The following is a 19634-nucleotide window of genomic DNA, read 5'->3' as shown; positions in this document are numbered from 1 at the left end:
CCGTCATGCCGGTCATGCATTTTCGAATCCAGTGGCCCGATAACAGCGAAGCAAACTGTTATTCGCCCTCGCAAGTGGTCAGCGATTTCTTTACGGCGGGAGAAGATTATCCCATCGATGACTTCGTCTCGCGCGCCCGTGAAGCGCTGAACATCGCTTCCGAACGCGTGCGAGAAAAGTACGGCTTTGCATGCTCGGCTGCAATGGATCAACTCGCGAAAATCGAAGTCGAGGCCGAACGATTTATCGGTGAGCCAAACGCGAAGGTCAAGGTCATCGCGCTCGTCTGAGCGCCACACTTTTCGAAAGGACAAGTCATGTCACAAACATCGGACAACACGACGCACACCAGCGTCATTGTGGTGGGTGGCGGTCAGGCGGGATTGTCGGCCAGCTATTACCTGAAGCAGGTGGGAATCGATCATCTCGTGCTGGAGAAAAACACCGTCACGCATACATGGCGCACGCAACGCTGGGACGCGTTCTGCCTCGTCACGCCGAACTGGCAATGTGCGCTGCCCGGCTACCCCTACACCGGCGACGATCCGCATGGTTTCATGAAGAAGGACGAGATCATAGAGTATCTCGATGGCTTCATCCGCACCGTCGATGCTCCCGTGCTTGAGCACGTGGAAGTGCAGCGAGTCGCACGTAACAGCGAAGGCGGCTTTAGCGTATCCACCAGTCAGGGGCAGTTCACGGCGGACCAGGTCGTGGTCGCGTCGGGCGGTTACCACACGCCAATCGTGCCGCGCATGGCTGAACGCCTGCCGCGTTCCATCAAACAGATCCAGTCGTCCGAATATCGCAATCCGCAGGCTTTGCCCGAGGGCGCGGTACTGGTGGTTGGATCTGGGCAATCCGGCGCGCAGATCGCGGAAGACCTGCATCTGGCTGGACGCAAGGTGATCCTCGCCGTGGGCGAAGCACCGCGTTGCGCGCGCTTTTACAGGGGCCGCGACGTGGTCGACTGGCTCGCCGACATGAAGTATTACGACATGCCCGTCGATCAGCATCCACTGCGTGAAGGTGTCCGCGACAATACCAATCACTACGTAACCGGCCGTGATGGCGGCCGTGATATTGATCTGCGCAAGTTCGCGGCCGAGGGCATGGAACTGTACGGCCGGCTTCAGGATCTGCAGGACGGCGTGCTCCATTTCGCCCCCAACCTGACCGAGAATCTCGACAGCGCGGACAAGACCTTCAACGGCATCAACGCGGGAATTGATTCGTACATCGAAAAGAATGGCATCGATGCCCCGCCGGGATCGCGCTATGAGCCCGTTTGGTCGCCCACGGAAGAACGCACCACACTCGATCTGCAAGCGAGTGGAATAGGCTCGATCGTCTGGTGCATCGGCTTCACGCCGGACTTCAGTTGGCTCGATGCGCCTATTTTCAACGGTCGCGGTTACCCCGCGCATACGCGTGGACTGACGCCGCTCGACGGTCTCTATTTCGTCGGATTGCCGTGGCTGCATACATGGGGATCGGGCCGCTTTTCTGGCGTTGCCCGGGACGCTGCGCATGTTGTGGAAAAGATCAGCGCTTGCCGGGAGGCGAAAGCGCGTGCGCACGACGAAGCGACCGTCTGACTAGACAAAGACTCTATATTCCGGGCTTAATGCCCAACAAACGCTTCGTTACATGAAAGCAAAAAATAACCGGCGCATCGAGCGCCGGTTTGTTGTGACATTACCTTGAACCTCACGCCGCCTTCACGACCTTGTCGCCGGCACGATGGATTGGATGCGGTTCCTTCAGGTGGTTCGCGATCCGTGTGGCATCGAAATAAGCCCCGTTCGGCGGACGCTTCAGATACTGACCCGCCCCGCGCACTGCGCGCAGATCGCCGTCCGTCCACGCAAGCGCACCGCGCGTCAGCGTGTGAGTGGCCACACCTTGCACGGTCATGCCTTCGAACACGTTGAAATCGACCTTCTGGTGATGAGTCTTGACCGAGATCGTCCTGGTCGCCGCCGGGTCCCACACCACGAGATCGGCATCCGCGCCCACCTGAACCGCGCCCTTGCGTGGGAACAGATTAAAAATCTGTGCGGCGTTGGTAGAGGTCACGCGCACGAACTCATTCGGAGTCAGCCGGCCTTTATTCACGCCGTGGTGCCAGAGGATCGACATGCGGTCTTCCACCCCGCCGCAACCATTGGGAATGCGCGTGAAGTCCTCGCGGCCCATCGCTTTCTGCGATGCACAAAACACGCAGTGATCAGTCGCCGTGGTGTGCAATTGTCCCGATTGCAGGCCACGCCACAATGCTTCGCGATGCTCGCTGGTACGGAACGGAGGGCTCATCACGTGCGCAGCCGCCCTCGTCCAGTCCGGGTCGCTATAGACCGATTCATCGATTACCAGATGGCCCGGCAAGACCTCAGCGAACACGCGTTGACCTTCGCTGCGTGCACGCGTGATGACATCGACGGCGTCTTTCGACGACACATGCACGATATAAATGGGCACGCCCAGCACTTGCGCAATCCTGATCGCACGGTTCGCCGCCTCGCCTTCCACCTCAGGCGGCCGCGACAACGGATGTGCTTCCGGCCCCGTGAAACCTTTCGCGAGCAATTGCTTTTGAAGCTGGAACACGAGCTCGCCATTCTCCGCGTGCACAGTGGGCAGTGCTCCCAGTTCCAACGACCGTGCGAAGCTGTTCACGAGAACTTCGTCGTCGGCCATGATGGCGTTTTTATACGCCATGAAGTGCTTGAAACTCGACACGCCATGTTCATGCACCAGCGTGCCCATGTCGCGATGCACCGACTCGTCCCACCACGTCACCGCCACGTGAAAACCATAGTCGGCCGATGCTTTCTCCGCCCAGCCGCGCCATTCGTGAAACGCTTCCATCAGCGGCTGCTTCGGACTGGGAATCACGAAGTCGATAATGCTTGTCGTGCCGCCCGACAACCCCGCTGCCGTACCCGTATAGAAGTCGTCGCTCGCCGTGGTGCCCATGAACGGCAACTCCATGTGCGTATGCGGATCTATGCCGCCGGGCATTACATACTGGCCCGATGCATCGACCGTTTCGGTACCTGCCGGAACGTCGAGATCGAGGCCGATCTGCAGGATCGTGCCGCCGTCCTTCGGGTCTGCGCACAACACGTCCGCACGGTAGGTACGGTCCGCGTCAATCACCGTGCCGCCGCGAATCAGGATCGTCATCTTGCTGTCTCCCAGAGAAATCACGCGAAATCAGGCGCTGGCAATCCGCGCCGTCGGGCGCTTGCCCATCTTCATCCATGCGCCATAAACAATCGATGCCAGCGCGAGGCCCACGAACCATGCATAGGTATAAAGCGTGTTGAAGAATGCCGGCACGTTCGGGAACGACGCGGGAAATGCCGTGTGCAGGAAGCCGGGCAAGTTGGGCAATACCCCCACGAGCAACGCGACCACAGCAGCTATATTCCAGCCGCCCGTGTAGCTGTATTCGCCGTTCTCGTTGAAAAGTTCGCGCGTGTTCAGACGCGTGCCGCGGATCAGGAAGTAGTCGACCATGAGAATACCCGCGACCGGTCCGAGCAGCGCCGAGTAACCCACGAGCCACGTGAAAATATAGCCCTGTGTAGTCGCCAGGATCTTCCACGGCATCATCACAATAGCGATAAACGCTGTAATCATCCCGCCCACGCGATACGAAATACCTTTCGGCCAGAGGCTCGAAAAATCATAGGCAGGACCGACCAGGTTGGCGGCCAGATTACAACTCATGGTGTCGAGCGTCAGGATGATCAGCGCCACGCCCACGCCAATACCGGTCATGCGGCTGGTCAGGTCGATCGGGTCCCAGATCGCCTTGCCGTAGATCACGACGGTTGCCGACGTCACCACCACCGAGATGACCGACAGCAGCGCCATGGGGGCCGGCAGACCGATCGTTTGCCCGATGATCTGATCCTTCTGCGAGCGGGCGAAACGCGTGAAGTCCGGAATGTTAAGCGCGAGCGTGGCCCAGAACCCGACCATGGCCGTGAGACCCGGCCAGAAGGTTGCCCAGAACAAACCCTCCTTCTTGCCGCCGGCCACGAACTGCGAAGGCTGCGCGAGCATGGAGCCGAGACCGCCCGCCTTCGAGGTTGCCCACCACACCAGCGCAAGGCACATCACCACCTTGATTGGCGCGGACCAGCTTTCGAGGAAACGAATGGAGTCCGTGCCGCGCAAGATGAAATAGACCTGGATCAGCCAGAAGAACAGGAAACACGCCAGTTGCCCAAGCGTGATGTCCAGGAAAGGTAGCGGCGTACCGGGCGTCGAGTTACCGGTGAGGATATTCAGGAGCGTATGGATCGCACTGCCACCGAGCCATGTCTGGATTCCGTACCATCCGCATGCGACGATCGCTCGTAACAATGCCGGCAGCCTCGCGCCCTTCGTACCGAATGACGAGCGCACCAGCACTGCGTACGGAATGCCATGCTTCGCGCCAGCGTGACCGACCAGCAGCATGGGCACGAGCACGATCATGTTGCCGAGGAGCACGGTCAGCACCGCCTGCCACGGCGACATGCCTTCCTCCGTGAGCCCGGCCGCGAGCATGTACGACGCAATATTCATCACCATGCCGACCCACAGCGCCGCAAAGTGATACCACTTCCACGTCCGTTGCGCGGCCGTGGTTGGCGCCAGGTCGTCGTTATATAGACTGCCGCTGGCGCCGGCCGCGAACTGCGGGTCGACAGAATGCGCTGTCTGCTTCATCAGGTTGATCTCCTCAAGATCGTTGCGGTCCGCGCCCGCGGATCAGGCTGTGATTCCAGTCCGGGCGTCGGGGGACGTTGGTGGACGTAAGCGACAGGCGCTACTTTTTATACGGGTTCCAAACTCTATGCGGCCTTCACACTTTCTTCAACGTCGGCGTCCACGCGTGCGGGATTGTTCGGATGGGTCGTCCAGTTCGCATATTCGCCGGCATCCACGCGTTCCATCGTGATGCATTGCTCGACCGGGCACACATGCATGCATAAATTGCAGCCGACGCATTCTGAATCGATGACTTCAAAATGCCGTTTGCCATCCTTCTCGCGCATGATCGCCTGATGCGCCGTATCTTCGCAAGCGATGTGACACAGGCCGCACTCAATGCACTTGTCCTGGCTGATGCGCGCCTTGATGTCATATTTCAGATTCAGATACTTCCAGTCAGTCACATTCTGCACCGCCCGCCCGCGGATATCGTCGAGCGTGGCGTAGCCTTTTTCGTCCATCCAGTTCGACAGACCGTCCGCGAGATCGGAGACAATGCGAAAGCCATAGTGCATGGCCGCCGTACAGACCTGCACGTTGCCCGCGCCCAGCACCATGAACTCGGCTGCATCGCGCCATGACGAAATGCCGCCAATGCCGGAGATCGGCAAATCGGGCGTTTCCACGTCGCGGGCAATCTCCGCGACCATGTTCAGCGCGATCGGTTTGACCGCCGGGCCGCAGTATCCCCCATGCGTACCCTTGCCGTCGACTGTCGGCATCGGCGCCATGAGATCCAGGTCCACCGCGACAATCGAATTGATCGTGTTGATCAGCGACACCGCGTCCGCGCCGCCCTTGTAAGCCGCGCGTGAGCTGGTGCGGATGTCGCTGATATTCGGCGTCAGCTTGACGATGCACGGCAGCTTCGTGCCTTCCTTTACCCAGCGCGTGACCATCTCCACGTATTCGGGCACCTGGCCGACCGCCGCGCCCATACCGCGCTCGCTCATGCCGTGGGGACAGCCGAAATTCAGTTCGACGCCATCGGCGCCGGTATCTTCCACCAGCGGCAAGATCCACTTCCAGTCGCGTTCGTTGCACGGCACCATCAGCGAGACGATCAGCGCCCGATCTGGCCAGTCGCGCTTGACCTCGGTGATCTCCTTCAGGTTGATGTCGAGCGGCCGGTCGGTGATCAGTTCGATATTGTTCAGTCCTGCGATGCGCTGGCCATTCCATTGCACCGCGCCATAACGCGAACTCACGTTCACCACATGCGGGTCGAGTCCGAGCGTTTTCCATACGACGCCGCCCCAACCCGCTTCGAAGGCGCGATTGACGTTGTAGGCTTTATCGGTGGGCGGTGCGGATGCGAGCCAAAAAGGATTCGGCGACGTGATGCCGGCAAACGTATTGCGAAGATCGGCCATGAGCTGGCTCCCTTATTGTGGGATCGTGGGGGTGTTTTTATGCGGCCTTGATGGCCGTTGCCGCGAAGAACGCGTGGATGGACTCGGCCGCAATCTTGCCGTCCTGCACCGCTTGCACCGTCAGGTCGAGCCCGCTGGTGGCCGCGCAGTCGCCGCCGGCCCAGACGTTATCAAGCGACGTACGGCCATTCGAATCCACCGCGATACGGCTGCCGTCGAGCGTGAGCATGTCGCTCTCAAGACCCTCAGGCACGAGCGTTTGCCCGATCGCCTTCAGTACCATGTCGGCTTCAATGACGTAGCGATCTCCCTTCGGAGTTTCGAACTCAACGCCGGTAACCTGGCCACCTGTATCGGTTAAACGCACAGGCTTTGCGTGCGTGATGATCGTCACGCCGTTGGTCTGCGCGAACTCCCGTTCGGCCCAGGTGGCGCCCATGGTTTCCACGCCGCGACGGTATGCCATCGTCACTGTTTCAGCACCCAGCTTGCGGCTTTGCACCGCCGCATCAATTGCCGTGTTGCCGCCGCCGATCACCACCACGCGACGCCCTACCGGCACGCTCCCGAGAGCATCCGCCTGACGCACCTGCTCGATGAAATCGACCGCGTTGTACACGCCTTGCAACGTCTCGCCTTCGAGTTCGAGCGCGCGCACGCCGCCCAAGCCGATGGCGAGAAACACGGCGTCATGCTGCTTTCGCAAGTCGCTCAACTTCACGTCGCGGCCGAGCATCACGTCGTTCTTCACTTCGATACCCCCCACCGAATACAACCACTCCACTTCGCGCTGAGCGAAATCCTCGACCACCTTGTACGCCGCGATGCCGTATTCATTCAGGCCGCCGGGCTTGGGCCGGGCGTCGAAGAGCGTCACCCGGTGACCGTCGAGCGCAAGGCGATGCGCACAGGCCAGTCCCGCCGGCCCCGCTCCAACCACCGCCACGTGACGCCCCGTATTCGCCGCGCGCTTGAAAAGCGGCTCGCCGCGCGCCATTGCCCAGTCGGTGGCGTGACGTTGCAATGCACCGATCTGAACTGGTTTGTCATCCTGATGATTTCTGACACATGCTCCTTCACAAAGGATTTCGGTCGGACACACGCGTGCGCATGCGCCGCCCAAGGGGTTGGCCGACAAGATGTCCATGGCCGCGCCCTTCATGTTGCCGTTACCGATCTTGCGAATGAAGCTGGGAATATCTATTTTTGTGGGGCACGCGTTGATACATGGTGCGTCGTAGCAGTAGTGGCAACGGCTCGACGCTGCAGCCGCCGCGGTGGCATCGAGTAACGGCGCAACATCTGAAAACTGACACGACAGTTGCTCTTGCGACAGCCGGTTCGATGCTATGTCGCCAATGTGCTTCATGGTCATACACGTTCCTTCTTCAAGGTGGGGACGCAATGGTCTTTCGACTAGAACCAACCCAGGCTTAACGGCCCGCGCGTTCGAGCATGGCGTGGAGCAGCACGTTTGCGCCCGCCTCGATCCATTCCTCCGAGGCATCCTCGATCTCGTTATGACTGATCCCGTCGACGCAAGGCACGAAGACCATCGACGTGGGCGCGACCTTCGAGAGGTAACACGCGTCGTGTCCTGCGCCCGAGACCATGTCCCGATGCGCATAACCAAAGCGCTCGGCGGCTGCGCGCACGGACTTCACGCAGGCGGCGTCGAAGGCGATAGGCGCGTAATAGAAGATCTGTTCAAGCTGCGTTTCGAGGCCCGAAGCGCTTGCGATTTTCTCCACGCCCTCGCGCAAGGCGGCGTCCATTTTTGCGAGCACGGCGTCGTCGGGATGACGGAAATCTACGGTGAAAAACACCCGGCCCGGGATCACGTTGCGCGAGTTCGGATGCACCTGCATCATGCCGACCGTCGCGCACGCCAGCGGCGCATTGTCGAGCCCAATGCGGTTAACCAGTTCGACCACCCGCGATGCCCCAAGCAACGCATCGCGACGGCGCGGCATCGGTGTCGGGCCCGCATGGGCTTCCTGACCGGTCAGCGTGATCTCATACCAGCGCTGCCCTTGCGCGTCGGTGACCACGCCGATCGTCATGTTTTCCGCTTCGAGAATCGGCCCTTGTTCAATGTGCAGTTCGAACGCTGCGTGCAGCTTGCGGCCGCCGCACGGCTCATCGCCTGCATAACCAATGCGCTTGAGTTCCTCGCCAATCGTCTTGCCATCCACGTCCTTGCGGGACAACCCGTAGTCGAGCGTGAACTCGCCGGCAAACACGCCGGACGCGACCATGGCGGGCGCGAAACGCGAGCCTTCCTCGTTGGTCCAGATCACGACTTCCACCGGATGTTCAGTCTCGATGCCGCGATCATTGAGCGATCGAATCACTTCGATGCCGCCCAGAACGCCGTAGATGCCGTCGAAGCGACCGCCTGTAGGTTGCGAGTCCGCATGCGAGCCTGTTACGACCGGCGCGGCATCTATGTTGCGCCCGGCACGGCGCATGAACACGTTGCCCATCTGGTCCACCTTGACCGTGCAACCCGCTTCCTTCGCCCAACTGACGATCAGGTCGCGCCCTTCGCGGTCGAGATCGGTGAGCGCAAGCCGGCATACGCCCCCCTTCTTTGTCGCGCCAATTTTTGCCATCGTCATGAGGCTGTCCCAGAGACGTTTGCCGTTGACTCTGATCGACGTATCCAGCGCTGAATCAGTTACCGCGTCCATTTCGCGTTCTCCTTGCGTATTGCTCGATTTAGGGTTTTGACTGATACGAATCTGGTGCATCGGCGTCGGCTTTTGGGGCGCTGGCGCACGGCAGCGGTGCAACCTTTATCCGCTCACCTTGTCCGTTTCGTAGCGGTGAATCCATCGCAATCCGCCGCCTCTCAAATCCTGTCCAACTGGACAGGTTGTAGCCGATTAATATTTGCAAATCAACGTCTTTCGGCGTTTCCGATTAGAGTAAAAGCATAGCGAGAAGCGTGCCATTGCGATGCAGCAGAGCCTTGGGACAAGCGAAACGACGGGCTATGCAGCGGTGGCGTCAAAGCGCATAGAATGAGGCGCGATCAAGATGGAGAAGGCGCACGGCGCCATGCAAGGAAAACGATGAGAGATGACGAAGCGACAGCCGAGGCGACGAAAAACGATAGTGCGCCCGTTCCATTGCGGCGGCGCAAGGCACACATTCGCGAGACCAATGAAGCGCATCTTTTAGCGTGCGCCGAGGCCGTGTTCGCCGAGCGCGGACTCGAAGGCGCGAGTACCGCGATGATCGCGGAACGTGCAGGTTTGCCGAAAGCTAACCTGCATTATTACTTTCCGACCAAGCTGGCGCTTTATCGGCGCGTGCTTGAGGATTTGTTCGAAGACTGGCATCGTGCTGCCGATACCTTCGAGTCCAGCGATGACCCGGTCGAAGCAATCGGCGGCTATGTACGCACGAAAATGGAGTTGTCGCGGCGGCGTCCGCTCGGCTCGAAGGTGTGGGCAAGCGAGATCATTCACGGCGCCGTACACATGCAGGACATCTTGAACGAGCGCGTCAAGCCGTGGCTTGACACGCGGGTGATCGTGATTGATGGCTGGATCGCGCGGGGCTTGCTCGCACCTGTGGACGCGCAGACGCTGATGTTCATGATCTGGGCCACGACCCAGCACTACGCGGATTTCGATGCGCAGATTCGCGCGTTGAAAGGTAAGCGGGCGCTTTCGCAGAAGGCCTTCGATGCTTCCACTGAGGAAGTGGTCAGGCTCGTGATTCGCGCGTGTAGTGCACAGTCACCGAAGTGACAAAGTTGTTTCGCTCGCGCCGGTGGACGGGGTTTTGGGGTTTTTGGCGGGGTTGGGGTTAGTGGTCGGGGTCCTGGTTCCAAGGTTCGCGGTTCTGGGTCTATGCCGGGGTGGTGCTTTCAGTGTTAGGGGTCGGGGTCTATGCTGGGTTGGTGCTTTTCAGCCGTGGTGGTCTGGGAGAGTCGGATTTTCTCTTTATCACTGTTAGCCACTGTGCGTGGCGGCACGTCATTTCTTTGTCCAAAGCGACAAAGAAACGAAGCAAAGAAAACGCTTTTAAAACACGCTACCCTAAGTGTCCACAGCGTGCAGTTTTCATTCATAGGTGCCCCAAAAGCACGGTGCTCGCCAGAGCGAAGGATGTGTGAACCCCTCCTTCTCGCGAATCCTGACACGAACACGCTTCGCCCCCAACGCTCTCGGGCAAGCACAGTTCGCCAAGGGACCCGCACGGCCTCACGCGTCTTCACTGCGTCATGGCTTGGCAGGTTGCAGGCGTAGTTTGCGCCGTCGTCTTCGCGGGTTACGGTCGGACGCATATTTAAAGCTTCGTTCTTTTTGGATTACTTGCGTGGCCTGCACCTTATTTTCGCCTACTATGGCCTCGCGCATTTCGATGCGCCTCGTTTCTGCGCGGGTTAGTGATATGGTTCGAAGTGCGTACTAATTCGGCGGGAGGTCGTCCGCGGATAGCGCGGGGTGCCCCTTGGGCAGGTTCAATCACTGGTGGCGAAGCGTGTGGGTATCCGTGTTCGGAGAAAGAGGGGTTCAAACATCCTCCGCTCTGGCGAGCACCGTGCTTTTGGGGCACCTATGAATCAAAACTGCACGCTGTGGACACTTAGGGTAGCGCGGTTTGAAAGCGTTTTCTTTGCTTCGTTTCTTTGTCGCTTTGGACAAAGAAATGACGTGCCGCCACGCACAGTGGCTAACAGTGGTAAAGAGAATATCCGACTCTCGCAGACCGCTAACGCCGAAAGCACCCACACGGCATAGACCCCGACCACTAACCCCAGAACCGACCACCCCGGCATACCCCCCCCACCGCGACTCCAAGCCCGCCAAAAACCCCAAACCCGTCCACCGGCGCGAGCGAAAAAAAACTCGCCCTCCGCTTAAACACGAATGGCGAGTTTTTCATTTGGAACAACACCCAAAAAGGGCGATTAACACCCAATCGAGTCTTGCACCGGACCTGATCCAGCCAAGTCCACTTCAAATCTTCACAACGTCGAATTAGCAACCGAAGGGCGCTTAATCGGCACCGTTTTGCGCCGCTGCAGCCGAGCTACGCACGCCCGTTGCCGAGGTGCCGCTGCTCGAAGGACCATACGCCGTCGCTGCCTGAGCGTTTTGTGCAGCCACACGAGCCTCAGCGGCCTGGATGTTCGCCGGGTAGTCTACGTCGTCGCCAGCGGGGTTGTACCCAGCCTTTTCCAGTCGAACCAGTTGCGCCTTGACTTCAGCACGCGTCAACGGACCGTTGTTGTCAGTGCTTTGCGCAAATGCGAACGTCGGAGCTGCCAATGCCGACACGATAACCACAGCGGGAATAAGTGACTTGAACATGGGAAAACCTCCAGTATTTTGTATGTGGTCTCGAAACAATCTCAGAGGGACACAAGCGTTTTCTGAATTTGTTTCGGATGTAAGAAGTCTATGCTTCGATACTCTGAGGGAAAACCCTTATTTATGCGAAACATTATTGTTGAGATCGCAACAATCGAATGGAAACGGCCACGCAAGCGGAATTGAAGGAGGTATTTCGGGATTTATTGCTAAAAAAGACGGAGAGCGCGTCTAAATTTGAAGAATAATCCGAGCACGGCGAACTATATTGCGGTTTCCACAATAATTCCGCCAAACCCGGAATGGGCCCGGCGTGGATACAGGCCTAGAAATGACCCGTGAATTGATATCGATCGCCGGGATGCCAGAGATTCACCACTGACGCCACCGCGTCGCGCGACCATGTCCGCCGGTGCAGCATGAGGCACGGCTCACCCGCTTTCATGGAGAGCGCGAGGCCCGTGCTTTCATCGGGAAGCGCTGCTTCAATCCTGTATTCAACGCGCTGCAAAGGCGCAGCGACCATCAGGTATTGATTCGGCGTGATCCTGGTGAAATCCTGGCGCGCATATTCGGGCGCAAGCGCGGGATTGACCCAGCGCTCTTCCAGCTGGATCGGCAAGTCGTTTTCGAAGTGCAGCACCCTCGAATGAAACACCGGACTGCCCTCGGTGAGTTGCATTTCCAGCGCGAGACGTTCGTCCAGTACGGATGCGCCCAAGTGCATCACTTCTGCCCGATGCACATGACCGCGTCCGGTGATTTCGTCGGAGATGCTGCGGATTTCCACGAGCGTCGATGCGTATTTCGGCTGCGCCACGAACGTGCCCGCGCCCTGCACGCGTGTCAGGATCTGCTCGGCGGTCAGTTCGCGCAACGCGCGATTGACCGTCATGCGCGCGACCTTGAACTCACGCGCCAGTTCGTTTTCGGAAGGCACCTGATCGCCTTCCTTCCACTCCCCGGCATGAATGCGCGTGAGAATGTGATCCTTGATTTCCTGATACGCGGGCGTGCTCATGCTGGGCGTGTGGCGTCCGGTTGAACGTGGGATTGAACTTCCGAAACAAACGAAAGCGGGCAATGTTTCGCGATTTCACCGCTGACCACCTGCTTCGCGATCGCCGCGATATCCGGTGCGAAATAATGATCGAGATCGTAATGCGCGACTTCCGAGCGCAGCGTCTTCATCACTTCGGCGAGTCGCGGGCTGGTTTGATGCGGCGCGCGCAGATCCACGCCTTGCGCCGCCGCGAGCAACTCGATAGCGAGAATATGCGCCACGTTCTCCGCAATATATCCAAGCTTGCGGGCCGCGAACGTCGCCATGGAGACGTGATCTTCCTGATTCGCCGATGTCGGCAACGAGTCAACCGATGCCGGATGCGCGTAGGTCTTGTTCTCCGACGCCAGCGCCGCCGCAGTCACATGGGCGATCATGAAACCCGAATTCACGCCGCCATCGCGAACGAGAAACGGCGGCAAACCGGAGAGCGTCGCATCGATCAACAACGCAATCCGGCGCTCCGCTAACGCACCGATTTCCGCAGCGGCAATGGCGAGGTTATCGGCGGCGAACGCAACGGGTTCCGCGTGGAAATTACCGCCCGACAGTACTTCGCCGGTGTCCGGGAAAATCAGCGGATTGTCCGATACCGCATTCGCTTCGATCAGCAATACATTGGCTGCATGACGCATCTGGTCGAGGCACGCGCCCATGACTTGAGGCTGGCAACGCAGGCTGTATGGGTCCTGCACCTTGTCGCAATCCTGATGCGACAAGTTGATCGCGGAGCCTTCCAGCAACGTGCGATACGCCGCAGCGGCATCGATCTGTCCGGCGTGACCGCGCAGCGTGTGAATGCGGGCATCGAAGGGAACGACGGAACCCATCGCGGCGTCCACCGACAGCGCGCCCGATACCAGCCCCGTGCGATACAGGTCTTCGATCGCGAACATGTTGTACAACGCGAGCGCCGTGGAAGCCTGCGTGCCGTTAAGCAGCGCAAGCCCTTCCTTAGCCTGCAACGTCAGCGGTTCGAGACCGGCCACGCGCAACCCGTCCAGCGCACTCGCGCGCTCGCCACGGATGGTGACTTCGCCGATACCGAGCAACGCCGTCGACATATGCGCAAGCGGCGCCAGATCACCCGATGCGCCAACCGACCCCTTGACCGGGATGACTGGCAGGACATCGGCGTTGAAAAGCGTGATCAGCGCATTGATCACCTCACGGCGGATGCCCGAATGCCCGCGCCCCAGGCTCGACACCTTCAACGCGATCAGCAGCCGCACGACCGGGCGCGACATGGGTTCGCCCACGCCCACCGCGTGCGACAACACCAGATTGCGCTGCAACAGTTCGAGCTGATCCGCGGGAATGTGGGTGCTCGCCAGACGGCCGAAACCCGTGTTGATGCCGTAGGCCGGCTCGCCCTTGGCGGCGATGTCGGCAACGGTTTGCGCGGACGCGTCGATGGCGGCGAAGCTGGCCGGATCGAGGGTTAAGGCGTCAGAGCCGCGGGCGATCTGGCGCAAGTGCACCAGCGTGAGGTGGCCGGGAGTCAATTCGATCATCGCAAGTCCTGTCTATACAAGTTGCGGCCCAGTCTAAACAAACAAATCCCCCAAAACAAGGCCTGAAAACACCTAATTGGACTTTTCAGGATCGATCGGGCTATTTTTTAGATCAGTTGTCTATACAGCGGAAAATCGTTTTTCCATCCGGAAGTTCGTCAGTTGCTGGTTACGCAGTTCCACCACTTGCGAACGGATGACCTGAAAGCCATGCCTTTCGAAGAACGGCCGCGCGGTAATGCTGGCGTCGGTGTAGAGGACCGCGAGCGCGTTGCACGCGCGCCGCGTTTTCCACCGCATCAAGCAGCGCGCTAGCCACGCCTCTACGCTGGCTGGCCGGATCAACGAACAACATGTCGATGTGTCCGCTGCTTTCCAGATCGATGAAACCCGCAATAACACCATCGATCAACCCAACCCACGTAGGCCGGTCAAGCCGGCGACGCGACCACACATCGCGGTCCACCTGCGCCCACGCCGCGATCTGGCCGGCATCGTAATCACGAGACGCCACTCCCCGCACCGAGCGCAGAAACACACTGATAACCGCGTCCAGATCGGCGGCTTCATAACGCCGGATGACGGGTTGCATCGACGAATGCACGGGTTCTTTAGCGCGTCAGCGACACCGTCGCGATACCCAAAATGGTCATCACGACCGACGCCGTCACGTGAATCGCGATCTCGCCCGCCGCCCAGCCGTAGCGTCCTTGCTGCAGATGCGCGACGACTTCGGCCGAGAACGTCGAGAAGGTGGACAGGCCGCCCATCAAGCCGGTAATGACGAATAGCCGCCATTCCATCGATACCCCGGGGAAACGCGCGAACCACGCCACCGCCACGCCAATCACATAGCCTGCGATGACGTTCGCCGCGAGCGTCCCAAGCGGCAGATTGGGGAACAACGCGTTCAGGCGCAGGCCGAGGACCCATCGAAACAGGGAACCGAGCGCGCCGCCAATACCTACAGCCAGAATCGACAGATACATGAGCGAAGGCAGAAGATCAGAGAGGAATGAGCGTTAGACGCTCGATGAGCTGCTCACGGCTCGCCGCGACGACCATCTCGCCGGACCTTGTAAGCCGCGCAATCCACGTGCCGTCGCGCCGCTGTTCCCAGCCGCCGCATTCATGGCCGTCCAGCAGCAGGGAGCCGCGTTTGACCAGTTGAGGATCGGCGGGATCGAGAACGGTGTCGTCGTTATGTTCCAGCTTGACGGTTCGCATGGGCGTTGCGCTCGCGCGCGGGAATGCATAAAGGCGTAATCATAATGGAGTGCGTGACGAACCCAATACAGAATGCGAGAAAGCACTGAGAGCGTAAAGCCGCCTTTCATGCACAATACGGGTCGCTTCGTTTGTTGTAGTCGAGTTCGCCTTTTCATGTTTCACCCGGCCCGCATGATTTTGAATTTGGACAATCTGATAGACACTGTTGCAGATACCGTGCAACAGCACTACCCCACCCACCACTGGGCGCAATTCGCGCTCGGTCTGCTGATGCTCGTTCTGGCGGCGCTGTTCGCGCAGTGGGTCGTCGCGCGCATCGTGCTGTATTTCGCGCACCGCCTGCTTGTGCTGACCGAACGCGAAGCGTGGGACAAGGCCCTCGCCCGGCATCGCGCGTATCACCAGCTTTGGTACGCCGTGCCGTTCGCGGCGGTGGCGATCGGTATCGGCGATGTGCCGCACATCGGTCACGCGGCGGACGTGATCGAGCGGCTCGCGCATGCGGGCGCATGGATCTGCGTCTTCTTCGCGATGGGCGGCGCGCTCAGCGCATGGCAGGACGTCTACGCCGCCAGCATGCAGGCGCAGACACGCTCGATCAAAGGCTACATCCAGATCGGCAAGCTCGCGCTCGCGTTGATATGCGGCGTGCTGGTGCTGTCCATTGTGATCGACCGCTCGCCGCTCTGGATGCTGTCCGGGCTCGGCGCATTGTCCGCCGTCCTGCTGCTCGTGTTCAAGGACACGTTGTTGTCGCTGGTGGCAAGCACGCAACTCACATCGAATGACATGCTGCGCATAGGCGACTGGATCGAGATGCCGCAATCCAACGCCGATGGTTTCGTGAAGGACATCGCGCTGCATACCGTGAAGGTGCAGAACTGGGACAACACGGTGACTACCGTGCCCACCTACAAGCTGTTCTCGGAGAGTTATAGAAACTATCGGCAAATGTTCGAATCGGGCGGGCGACGCATCAAGCGCACGTTGAGAATAGATGCCACCTGTGTGCGTTTTCTCACCGATGAAGAAACCGCGCGCCTCAAGCAATTCCGCTTGCTGCACGATTATCTGGAAGAAAAGCAGATCGAAGTCGACCAGGCCAACAAGAATCTCGGCGCGCTCGCCAGCGAGCCGGCCAACCGGCGGCGGCTGACGAATATCGGCACCTTCCGCGCGTATGGGCTCGCGTATCTGCAACGGCATCCGGAGATCAGACAGGACATGTCGATGATGGTGCGGATGATGGAACCGCAATCGGAAGGCATTCCCGTCGAGGTGTATTGTTTCACCGCCGTCACCGCATGGACACAATACGAGCGCATCCAGGGCGATGTGTTCGACCACCTGCTGTCCATCCTGCCGGAGATGGGCCTGCGGCTCTATCAAGCGCCGTCCGGTGCCGACATGAGCGGACTGGTGAGCGGGCGGATCGGCGGCGCAAGCAGCTCAAGCGCCATTGGCAGCGCGGAAAGCGGCCGTTTGCGCGGTGAGTTGCCCACGCTCTAGCTGGAGAAGCAGGCAAGAATCTGCGACTTTTATGTATTCACGCGAACCTTCCTGATGCCTAAAGTGTGAACCTTGCCGGCATTCCTTCTGCATCACCCGAAGGTGCCCGCCGGTCATCGCATTTATCGCTTCTACAGGAAAACTCCCGTGACCGATCGCGTTCATGCCATGCGTGTTTTCATCCGCGTCGTCGATACCAACAGCTTCTCGCGTGCCGCCGAATCTCTCGGCATGCCGCGTGCAAGCGTGTCGACGACCATTCAACAACTCGAGGCGCTGCTCGGCGTGCAACTGCTCGCACGCACGACGCGGCGTCTCAATCTCACGGCCGAAGGGGCCGAGTGTTACGAGCGCTGCGTGCGCATTCTTGCGGATATCGACGATCTGGAAGCAGGCTTTCATGGCCGTGACGAGCGTCTTCGCGGACGTCTGCGCATCGAGTTGCCCGATACGGTCGCCACCGCGCTGGTCGTACCCGCGCTGCCCGATTTCCATGCGCGCTATCCGCATATCGAGTTGTCGATCGGCATTTGCAACCGCGCCGTCGATCTGGTCGGTGAAGGTGTGGATTGCAGCGTGCAGCTTGGCGAACTGCCCGATTCCGGGCTGATCGCACGGCGGCTCGGCAGCTTCGAGCACGTAACGTGCGCCACGCCCGCGTATCTGGAGGCGCACGGCACGCCGAAGACACTCGATGAACTCGCGCAGCACGTCGCGGTGAACTGCGTGTCGGCTCGTACCGGCCGGCCGTGTGATTTCGACTTCGAAGTGGATGGCGAAGCAGTGGCCATGAAAATGGCGGGGTTTGTACAAGTCACCGACGAACACGCGTATCTCGCGTGCGGCCTGCAAGGACTCGGGCTGATTCAGCCGCCGCGCATTGCCGCTTTGCCGTACCTGCGTTCCGGGGAACTGCGCGAGGTGCTGCCGCAATGGAAGTCGATGCCGATGAATGTGTCGGTCGCATTCGTCAAGAGCCGGCAAGCCGCGCCGAGGGTCAGCGCGTTCGTGGACTGGCTGGCGGAATTGTTCGAGCGCTCTCAGGAAATGGACGATACGCTCACGCGCCTGTTCAGCACCGCTCGCCGCCCGGTTTCCTCTGCCACGAAGGCGACGGCATCAAGAGCTGCTACCGCCCGCGACGAGGACGCGCACGAGGAAACCACCAGCGAGTCATGACCCTACGTGAAGCCGCCATGAACGCTCACGCCGGCCTGACCGGCTGAGTGGCCCGCTCGCCCGCCACCGTATTCCACTTGCGTACCTCCCAGCGCGTGACCAACCCTTCGGTCACGTACGGATCGGCCCGCGCGAACGCCTCCGGCACGGTGGACGAATCCGCCTCGAACAGCAGTATCGCCCGGTCGATGGGCGCCTCCAGCGCCCCGCCCAGCAATAATTCTCCGCGTTCCGCCGATGCCCAGGCCGCCGCCAGATGGCGGTCACGAAGCGCCGCCCGGCGTTCGAGATAATCGGTGCTCAGTTCGTACATCAATAGAAAGTGCATGGCTTTATCTCCGTTGTAGGCGAAGCTGTGCGCGCCGCAATCGAATCATCGTGCCACATTGTAATAAGCGCATATATGACATGCGTGTAAGGCTTGCATGTAAGACTTGGTAGGCACGCCAAAACTGTATGCCGGAGTCCGTGTGTGCGATCATGGCGGCACTTTCGACTTTTACCTTGGCGCAGGTCCGCGAATTACCCGCAACGCTCAAGATTCCTGCAGCGTCGGACGCTCTCCGGAACATGCCTGTTCCGCGGCTTTTTCGCCTCTTGGTTCCCCGGCTGAAGGGTTAATCACTCTCGCCGCGCCTGGGTTTCGCCGTTACTCCTCTTCAACATCCGGCTGCGCGCCAATCGTTGAAGTTTAAATTTACCCGGCGCTCGTCATACGCATTTCGCCGCCCGTTTCAAGGGGCAAGTTTGAATAACATCGGTTTCGCGCTCGTCGTAGCGCTGCTCCGCTCGCTCGCGCGCCTGCCTTATGGCCTGGTCGCGCGATTCGGCAGCGGCCTTGGCGCACTGCTTTATTGCATTCCGAGCCGTCGAAAACATATTGTGCAGGTCAATCTGCAATTATGTTTTCCCGGAAAGACCGCCGCTGAATACGAATTGCTCGGACGTTCGCATTTTCGTCACGTCGTGCGCAGTTATGTAGAGCGCGGCGTGCAGTGGTTCGGTTCGGCTCCCGCTATCGAAAAACTGGTGCAGCTCGAAAGCCGTATCGATCTCGATGACGAAAACTCACCGCCCACCATTTTCATGGGCTTCCACTTTGTCGCCATTGAAGTGGGCTGCATGTTGTACTCCATGAAGCTACCCATCACCGCGCTTTACACGCCGATGTCCAGCAAGCGGCTCAACACGCTCGCCGTGGAGCAGCGAGGCCGTTTCGGCGCCGACATGGTGATGCGCGCCGACAGTGCCCGTCGCATTCTGAAGCTGCTGCGCAAGGGCGGTTCGGTGATGCTGGCCGCCGACATGGACCACGGCATCGAAAACTCGGTATTCGTGCCGTTCTTCGGCGTACAGGCCTGCACGCTGACGTCGGTGTCGCGGCTGGCGCGCCTTGGGGGCGCGCGCGTGGTGCCGTTCGTGACCGAAGTGCTGCCCGATTACAAGGGCTACAAGATGACGATTTTCGAGCCGCTCGCCGACTTTCCCTCGCAAAGCGACGAAACCGATGCCCGCCGGATGAACGAGTTCCTGGAATCGCAAATAGTGCGTTTTCCGGAGCAATACTACTGGGTGCATCGCCGCTTCAAGCACCGGCCGGAGGGTGTAGCCGGCGTCTATTGAACCTGTGCTGCACGCCGCCCAGGCGTGTCAGTCTCAGTCT

At 59.8% G+C, this 19634-nt stretch carries 18 protein-coding genes; 6 read left to right on the top strand and 12 right to left on the bottom strand.

Annotation, left to right across the window (positions count from 1 at the left end; genetic code table 11):
• The first annotated feature begins 5 nt into the window (after positions 1 to 5).
• Both HB376_RS15160 and HB376_RS15155 read left to right on the top strand, forming a co-directional pair.
• A complete protein-coding gene (locus HB376_RS15160; protein WP_213764484.1) occupies positions 6 to 290 on the top strand; it encodes an MSMEG_0570 family nitrogen starvation response protein in 285 nt (94 codons plus the stop codon).
• A 27-nt stretch (positions 291 to 317) separates the two neighbouring features.
• Entirely contained in the window at positions 318 to 1598 is a 1281-nt protein-coding gene (locus HB376_RS15155) for an MSMEG_0569 family flavin-dependent oxidoreductase (protein ID WP_213764483.1), read from the top strand.
• Between the two features lie 112 nt (positions 1599 to 1710).
• On the opposite strand, the gene hydA is transcribed toward HB376_RS15155, so the two are convergent.
• The 5 genes from hydA to HB376_RS15130 form a co-directional block, all read right to left on the bottom strand.
• Positions 1711 to 3189 carry a dihydropyrimidinase gene (hydA, locus tag HB376_RS15150; RefSeq protein WP_213764482.1) on the bottom strand — a complete coding sequence of 493 codons (1479 nt, stop codon included), beginning with the start codon at positions 3187 to 3189 and terminating at the stop codon, positions 1711 to 1713.
• A 30-nt stretch (positions 3190 to 3219) separates the two neighbouring features.
• A complete protein-coding gene (locus HB376_RS15145) occupies positions 3220 to 4728 on the bottom strand; it encodes an NCS1 family nucleobase:cation symporter-1 (RefSeq protein WP_213764481.1) in 1509 nt (502 codons plus the stop codon).
• Positions 4729 to 4853: 125 nt separating this feature from the next.
• Positions 4854 to 6146 (bottom strand): NAD-dependent dihydropyrimidine dehydrogenase subunit PreA, encoded by a 1293-nt coding sequence (gene preA / locus HB376_RS15140; protein ID WP_213764480.1) that lies wholly within the window; start codon positions 6144 to 6146, stop codon positions 4854 to 4856.
• Positions 6147 to 6183: 37 nt separating this feature from the next.
• A complete protein-coding gene (locus HB376_RS15135; protein WP_213764479.1) occupies positions 6184 to 7521 on the bottom strand; it encodes an NAD(P)-dependent oxidoreductase in 1338 nt (445 codons plus the stop codon).
• Positions 7522 to 7579: 58 nt separating this feature from the next.
• The gene (locus HB376_RS15130) at positions 7580 to 8839 is read right to left on the bottom strand and encodes a Zn-dependent hydrolase (protein ID WP_213764478.1); all 1260 of its coding nucleotides are present in this window, start codon (positions 8837 to 8839) and stop codon (positions 7580 to 7582) included.
• Positions 8840 to 9223: 384 nt separating this feature from the next.
• Here HB376_RS15130 and HB376_RS15125 point away from each other — a divergent pair, with 384 nt between their 5' ends.
• Positions 9224 to 9907 (top strand): TetR/AcrR family transcriptional regulator, encoded by a 684-nt coding sequence (locus HB376_RS15125; protein WP_213764477.1) that lies wholly within the window; start codon positions 9224 to 9226, stop codon positions 9905 to 9907.
• 1254 nt (positions 9908 to 11161) lie between these two features.
• On the opposite strand, the gene HB376_RS15120 is transcribed toward HB376_RS15125, so the two are convergent.
• The 6 genes from HB376_RS15120 to HB376_RS15095 all read right to left on the bottom strand — a co-directional run bounded on the left by HB376_RS15120 (position 11162) and on the right by HB376_RS15095 (position 15280).
• The gene (locus HB376_RS15120; RefSeq protein ID WP_213764476.1) at positions 11162 to 11476 is read right to left on the bottom strand and encodes a DUF4148 domain-containing protein; all 315 of its coding nucleotides are present in this window, start codon (positions 11474 to 11476) and stop codon (positions 11162 to 11164) included.
• Positions 11477 to 11801: 325 nt separating this feature from the next.
• Positions 11802 to 12497 (bottom strand): histidine utilization repressor, encoded by a 696-nt coding sequence (hutC, locus tag HB376_RS15115; protein WP_213764475.1) that lies wholly within the window; start codon positions 12495 to 12497, stop codon positions 11802 to 11804.
• The gene (gene hutH / locus HB376_RS15110; RefSeq protein ID WP_213764474.1) at positions 12494 to 14053 is read right to left on the bottom strand and encodes a histidine ammonia-lyase; all 1560 of its coding nucleotides are present in this window, start codon (positions 14051 to 14053) and stop codon (positions 12494 to 12496) included. The genes hutC and hutH overlap by 4 nt, the downstream gene beginning before the upstream one ends.
• A 169-nt stretch (positions 14054 to 14222) precedes the next feature.
• Positions 14223 to 14645, bottom strand: a complete 423-nt coding sequence (locus HB376_RS15105) for a GNAT family N-acetyltransferase (protein ID WP_255631358.1) — start codon at positions 14643 to 14645, stop codon at positions 14223 to 14225.
• Between the two features lie 19 nt (positions 14646 to 14664).
• Positions 14665 to 15042: a fluoride efflux transporter CrcB gene (crcB, locus tag HB376_RS15100; protein ID WP_165104547.1), complete on the bottom strand. Its 378-nt coding sequence runs from the start codon at positions 15040 to 15042 to the stop codon at positions 14665 to 14667.
• Between the two features lie 16 nt (positions 15043 to 15058).
• On the bottom strand, positions 15059 to 15280 hold the full coding sequence (locus tag HB376_RS15095; RefSeq protein ID WP_213764473.1) for a hypothetical protein: 222 nt from the start codon (positions 15278 to 15280) through the stop codon (positions 15059 to 15061).
• A gap of 174 nt (positions 15281 to 15454) precedes the next feature.
• On the opposite strand from HB376_RS15095, the gene HB376_RS15090 reads away from it, so the two are divergent.
• Both HB376_RS15090 and HB376_RS15085 read left to right on the top strand, forming a co-directional pair.
• Positions 15455 to 16792 carry a mechanosensitive ion channel family protein gene (locus HB376_RS15090; RefSeq protein ID WP_213764472.1) on the top strand — a complete coding sequence of 446 codons (1338 nt, stop codon included), beginning with the start codon at positions 15455 to 15457 and terminating at the stop codon, positions 16790 to 16792.
• A gap of 147 nt (positions 16793 to 16939) precedes the next feature.
• The gene (locus tag HB376_RS15085; protein ID WP_213764471.1) at positions 16940 to 17971 is read left to right on the top strand and encodes a LysR substrate-binding domain-containing protein; all 1032 of its coding nucleotides are present in this window, start codon (positions 16940 to 16942) and stop codon (positions 17969 to 17971) included.
• Positions 17972 to 17996: 25 nt separating this feature from the next.
• Here HB376_RS15085 and HB376_RS15080 read toward each other — a convergent pair whose 3' ends face one another.
• A complete protein-coding gene (locus tag HB376_RS15080; RefSeq protein ID WP_213764470.1) occupies positions 17997 to 18299 on the bottom strand; it encodes a YciI-like protein in 303 nt (100 codons plus the stop codon).
• A 419-nt stretch (positions 18300 to 18718) separates the two neighbouring features.
• On the opposite strand from HB376_RS15080, the gene HB376_RS15075 reads away from it, so the two are divergent.
• Positions 18719 to 19594: a lipid A biosynthesis lauroyl acyltransferase gene (locus HB376_RS15075; RefSeq protein WP_213764469.1), complete on the top strand. Its 876-nt coding sequence runs from the start codon at positions 18719 to 18721 to the stop codon at positions 19592 to 19594.
• Positions 19595 to 19634 lie beyond the last annotated feature (40 nt).

Origin of the sequence: Caballeronia sp. dw_19 (assembly GCF_018449515.1) — a bacterium.
Taxonomy (GTDB): domain Bacteria; phylum Pseudomonadota; class Gammaproteobacteria; order Burkholderiales; family Burkholderiaceae; genus Caballeronia.
The sequence above is the reverse complement of the archived record's forward strand: the minus strand, read 5'-3'. Positions and strand labels throughout refer to the sequence as shown.

What these genes read in the sequence shown, in the direction of transcription:
- HB376_RS15160 (WP_213764484.1), top strand. Translation starts at nt 6, where the DNA reads ATGCCGGTCATGCATTTTCGAATCCAGTGGCCCGATAACAGCGAAGCA.
- HB376_RS15155 (WP_213764483.1), top strand. Translation starts at nt 318, where the DNA reads ATGTCACAAACATCGGACAACACGACGCACACCAGCGTCATTGTGGTG.
- hydA (WP_213764482.1), bottom strand. Translation starts at nt 3,189, where the DNA reads ATGACGATCCTGATTCGCGGCGGCACGGTGATTGACGCGGACCGTACC.
- HB376_RS15145 (WP_213764481.1), bottom strand. Translation starts at nt 4,728, where the DNA reads ATGAAGCAGACAGCGCATTCTGTCGACCCGCAGTTCGCGGCCGGCGCC.
- preA (WP_213764480.1), bottom strand. Translation starts at nt 6,146, where the DNA reads ATGGCCGATCTTCGCAATACGTTTGCCGGCATCACGTCGCCGAATCCT.
- HB376_RS15135 (WP_213764479.1), bottom strand. Translation starts at nt 7,521, where the DNA reads ATGACCATGAAGCACATTGGCGACATAGCATCGAACCGGCTGTCGCAA.
- HB376_RS15130 (WP_213764478.1), bottom strand. Translation starts at nt 8,839, where the DNA reads ATGGACGCGGTAACTGATTCAGCGCTGGATACGTCGATCAGAGTCAAC.
- HB376_RS15125 (WP_213764477.1), top strand. Translation starts at nt 9,224, where the DNA reads ATGAGAGATGACGAAGCGACAGCCGAGGCGACGAAAAACGATAGTGCG.
- HB376_RS15120 (WP_213764476.1), bottom strand. Translation starts at nt 11,476, where the DNA reads ATGTTCAAGTCACTTATTCCCGCTGTGGTTATCGTGTCGGCATTGGCA.
- hutC (WP_213764475.1), bottom strand. Translation starts at nt 12,497, where the DNA reads ATGAGCACGCCCGCGTATCAGGAAATCAAGGATCACATTCTCACGCGC.
- hutH (WP_213764474.1), bottom strand. Translation starts at nt 14,053, where the DNA reads ATGATCGAATTGACTCCCGGCCACCTCACGCTGGTGCACTTGCGCCAG.
- HB376_RS15105 (WP_255631358.1), bottom strand. Translation starts at nt 14,645, where the DNA reads ATGCAACCCGTCATCCGGCGTTATGAAGCCGCCGATCTGGACGCGGTT.
- crcB (WP_165104547.1), bottom strand. Translation starts at nt 15,042, where the DNA reads ATGTATCTGTCGATTCTGGCTGTAGGTATTGGCGGCGCGCTCGGTTCC.
- HB376_RS15095 (WP_213764473.1), bottom strand. Translation starts at nt 15,280, where the DNA reads ATGCGAACCGTCAAGCTGGAACATAACGACGACACCGTTCTCGATCCC.
- HB376_RS15090 (WP_213764472.1), top strand. Translation starts at nt 15,455, where the DNA reads ATGATTTTGAATTTGGACAATCTGATAGACACTGTTGCAGATACCGTG.
- HB376_RS15080 (WP_213764470.1), bottom strand. Translation starts at nt 18,299, where the DNA reads ATGCACTTTCTATTGATGTACGAACTGAGCACCGATTATCTCGAACGC.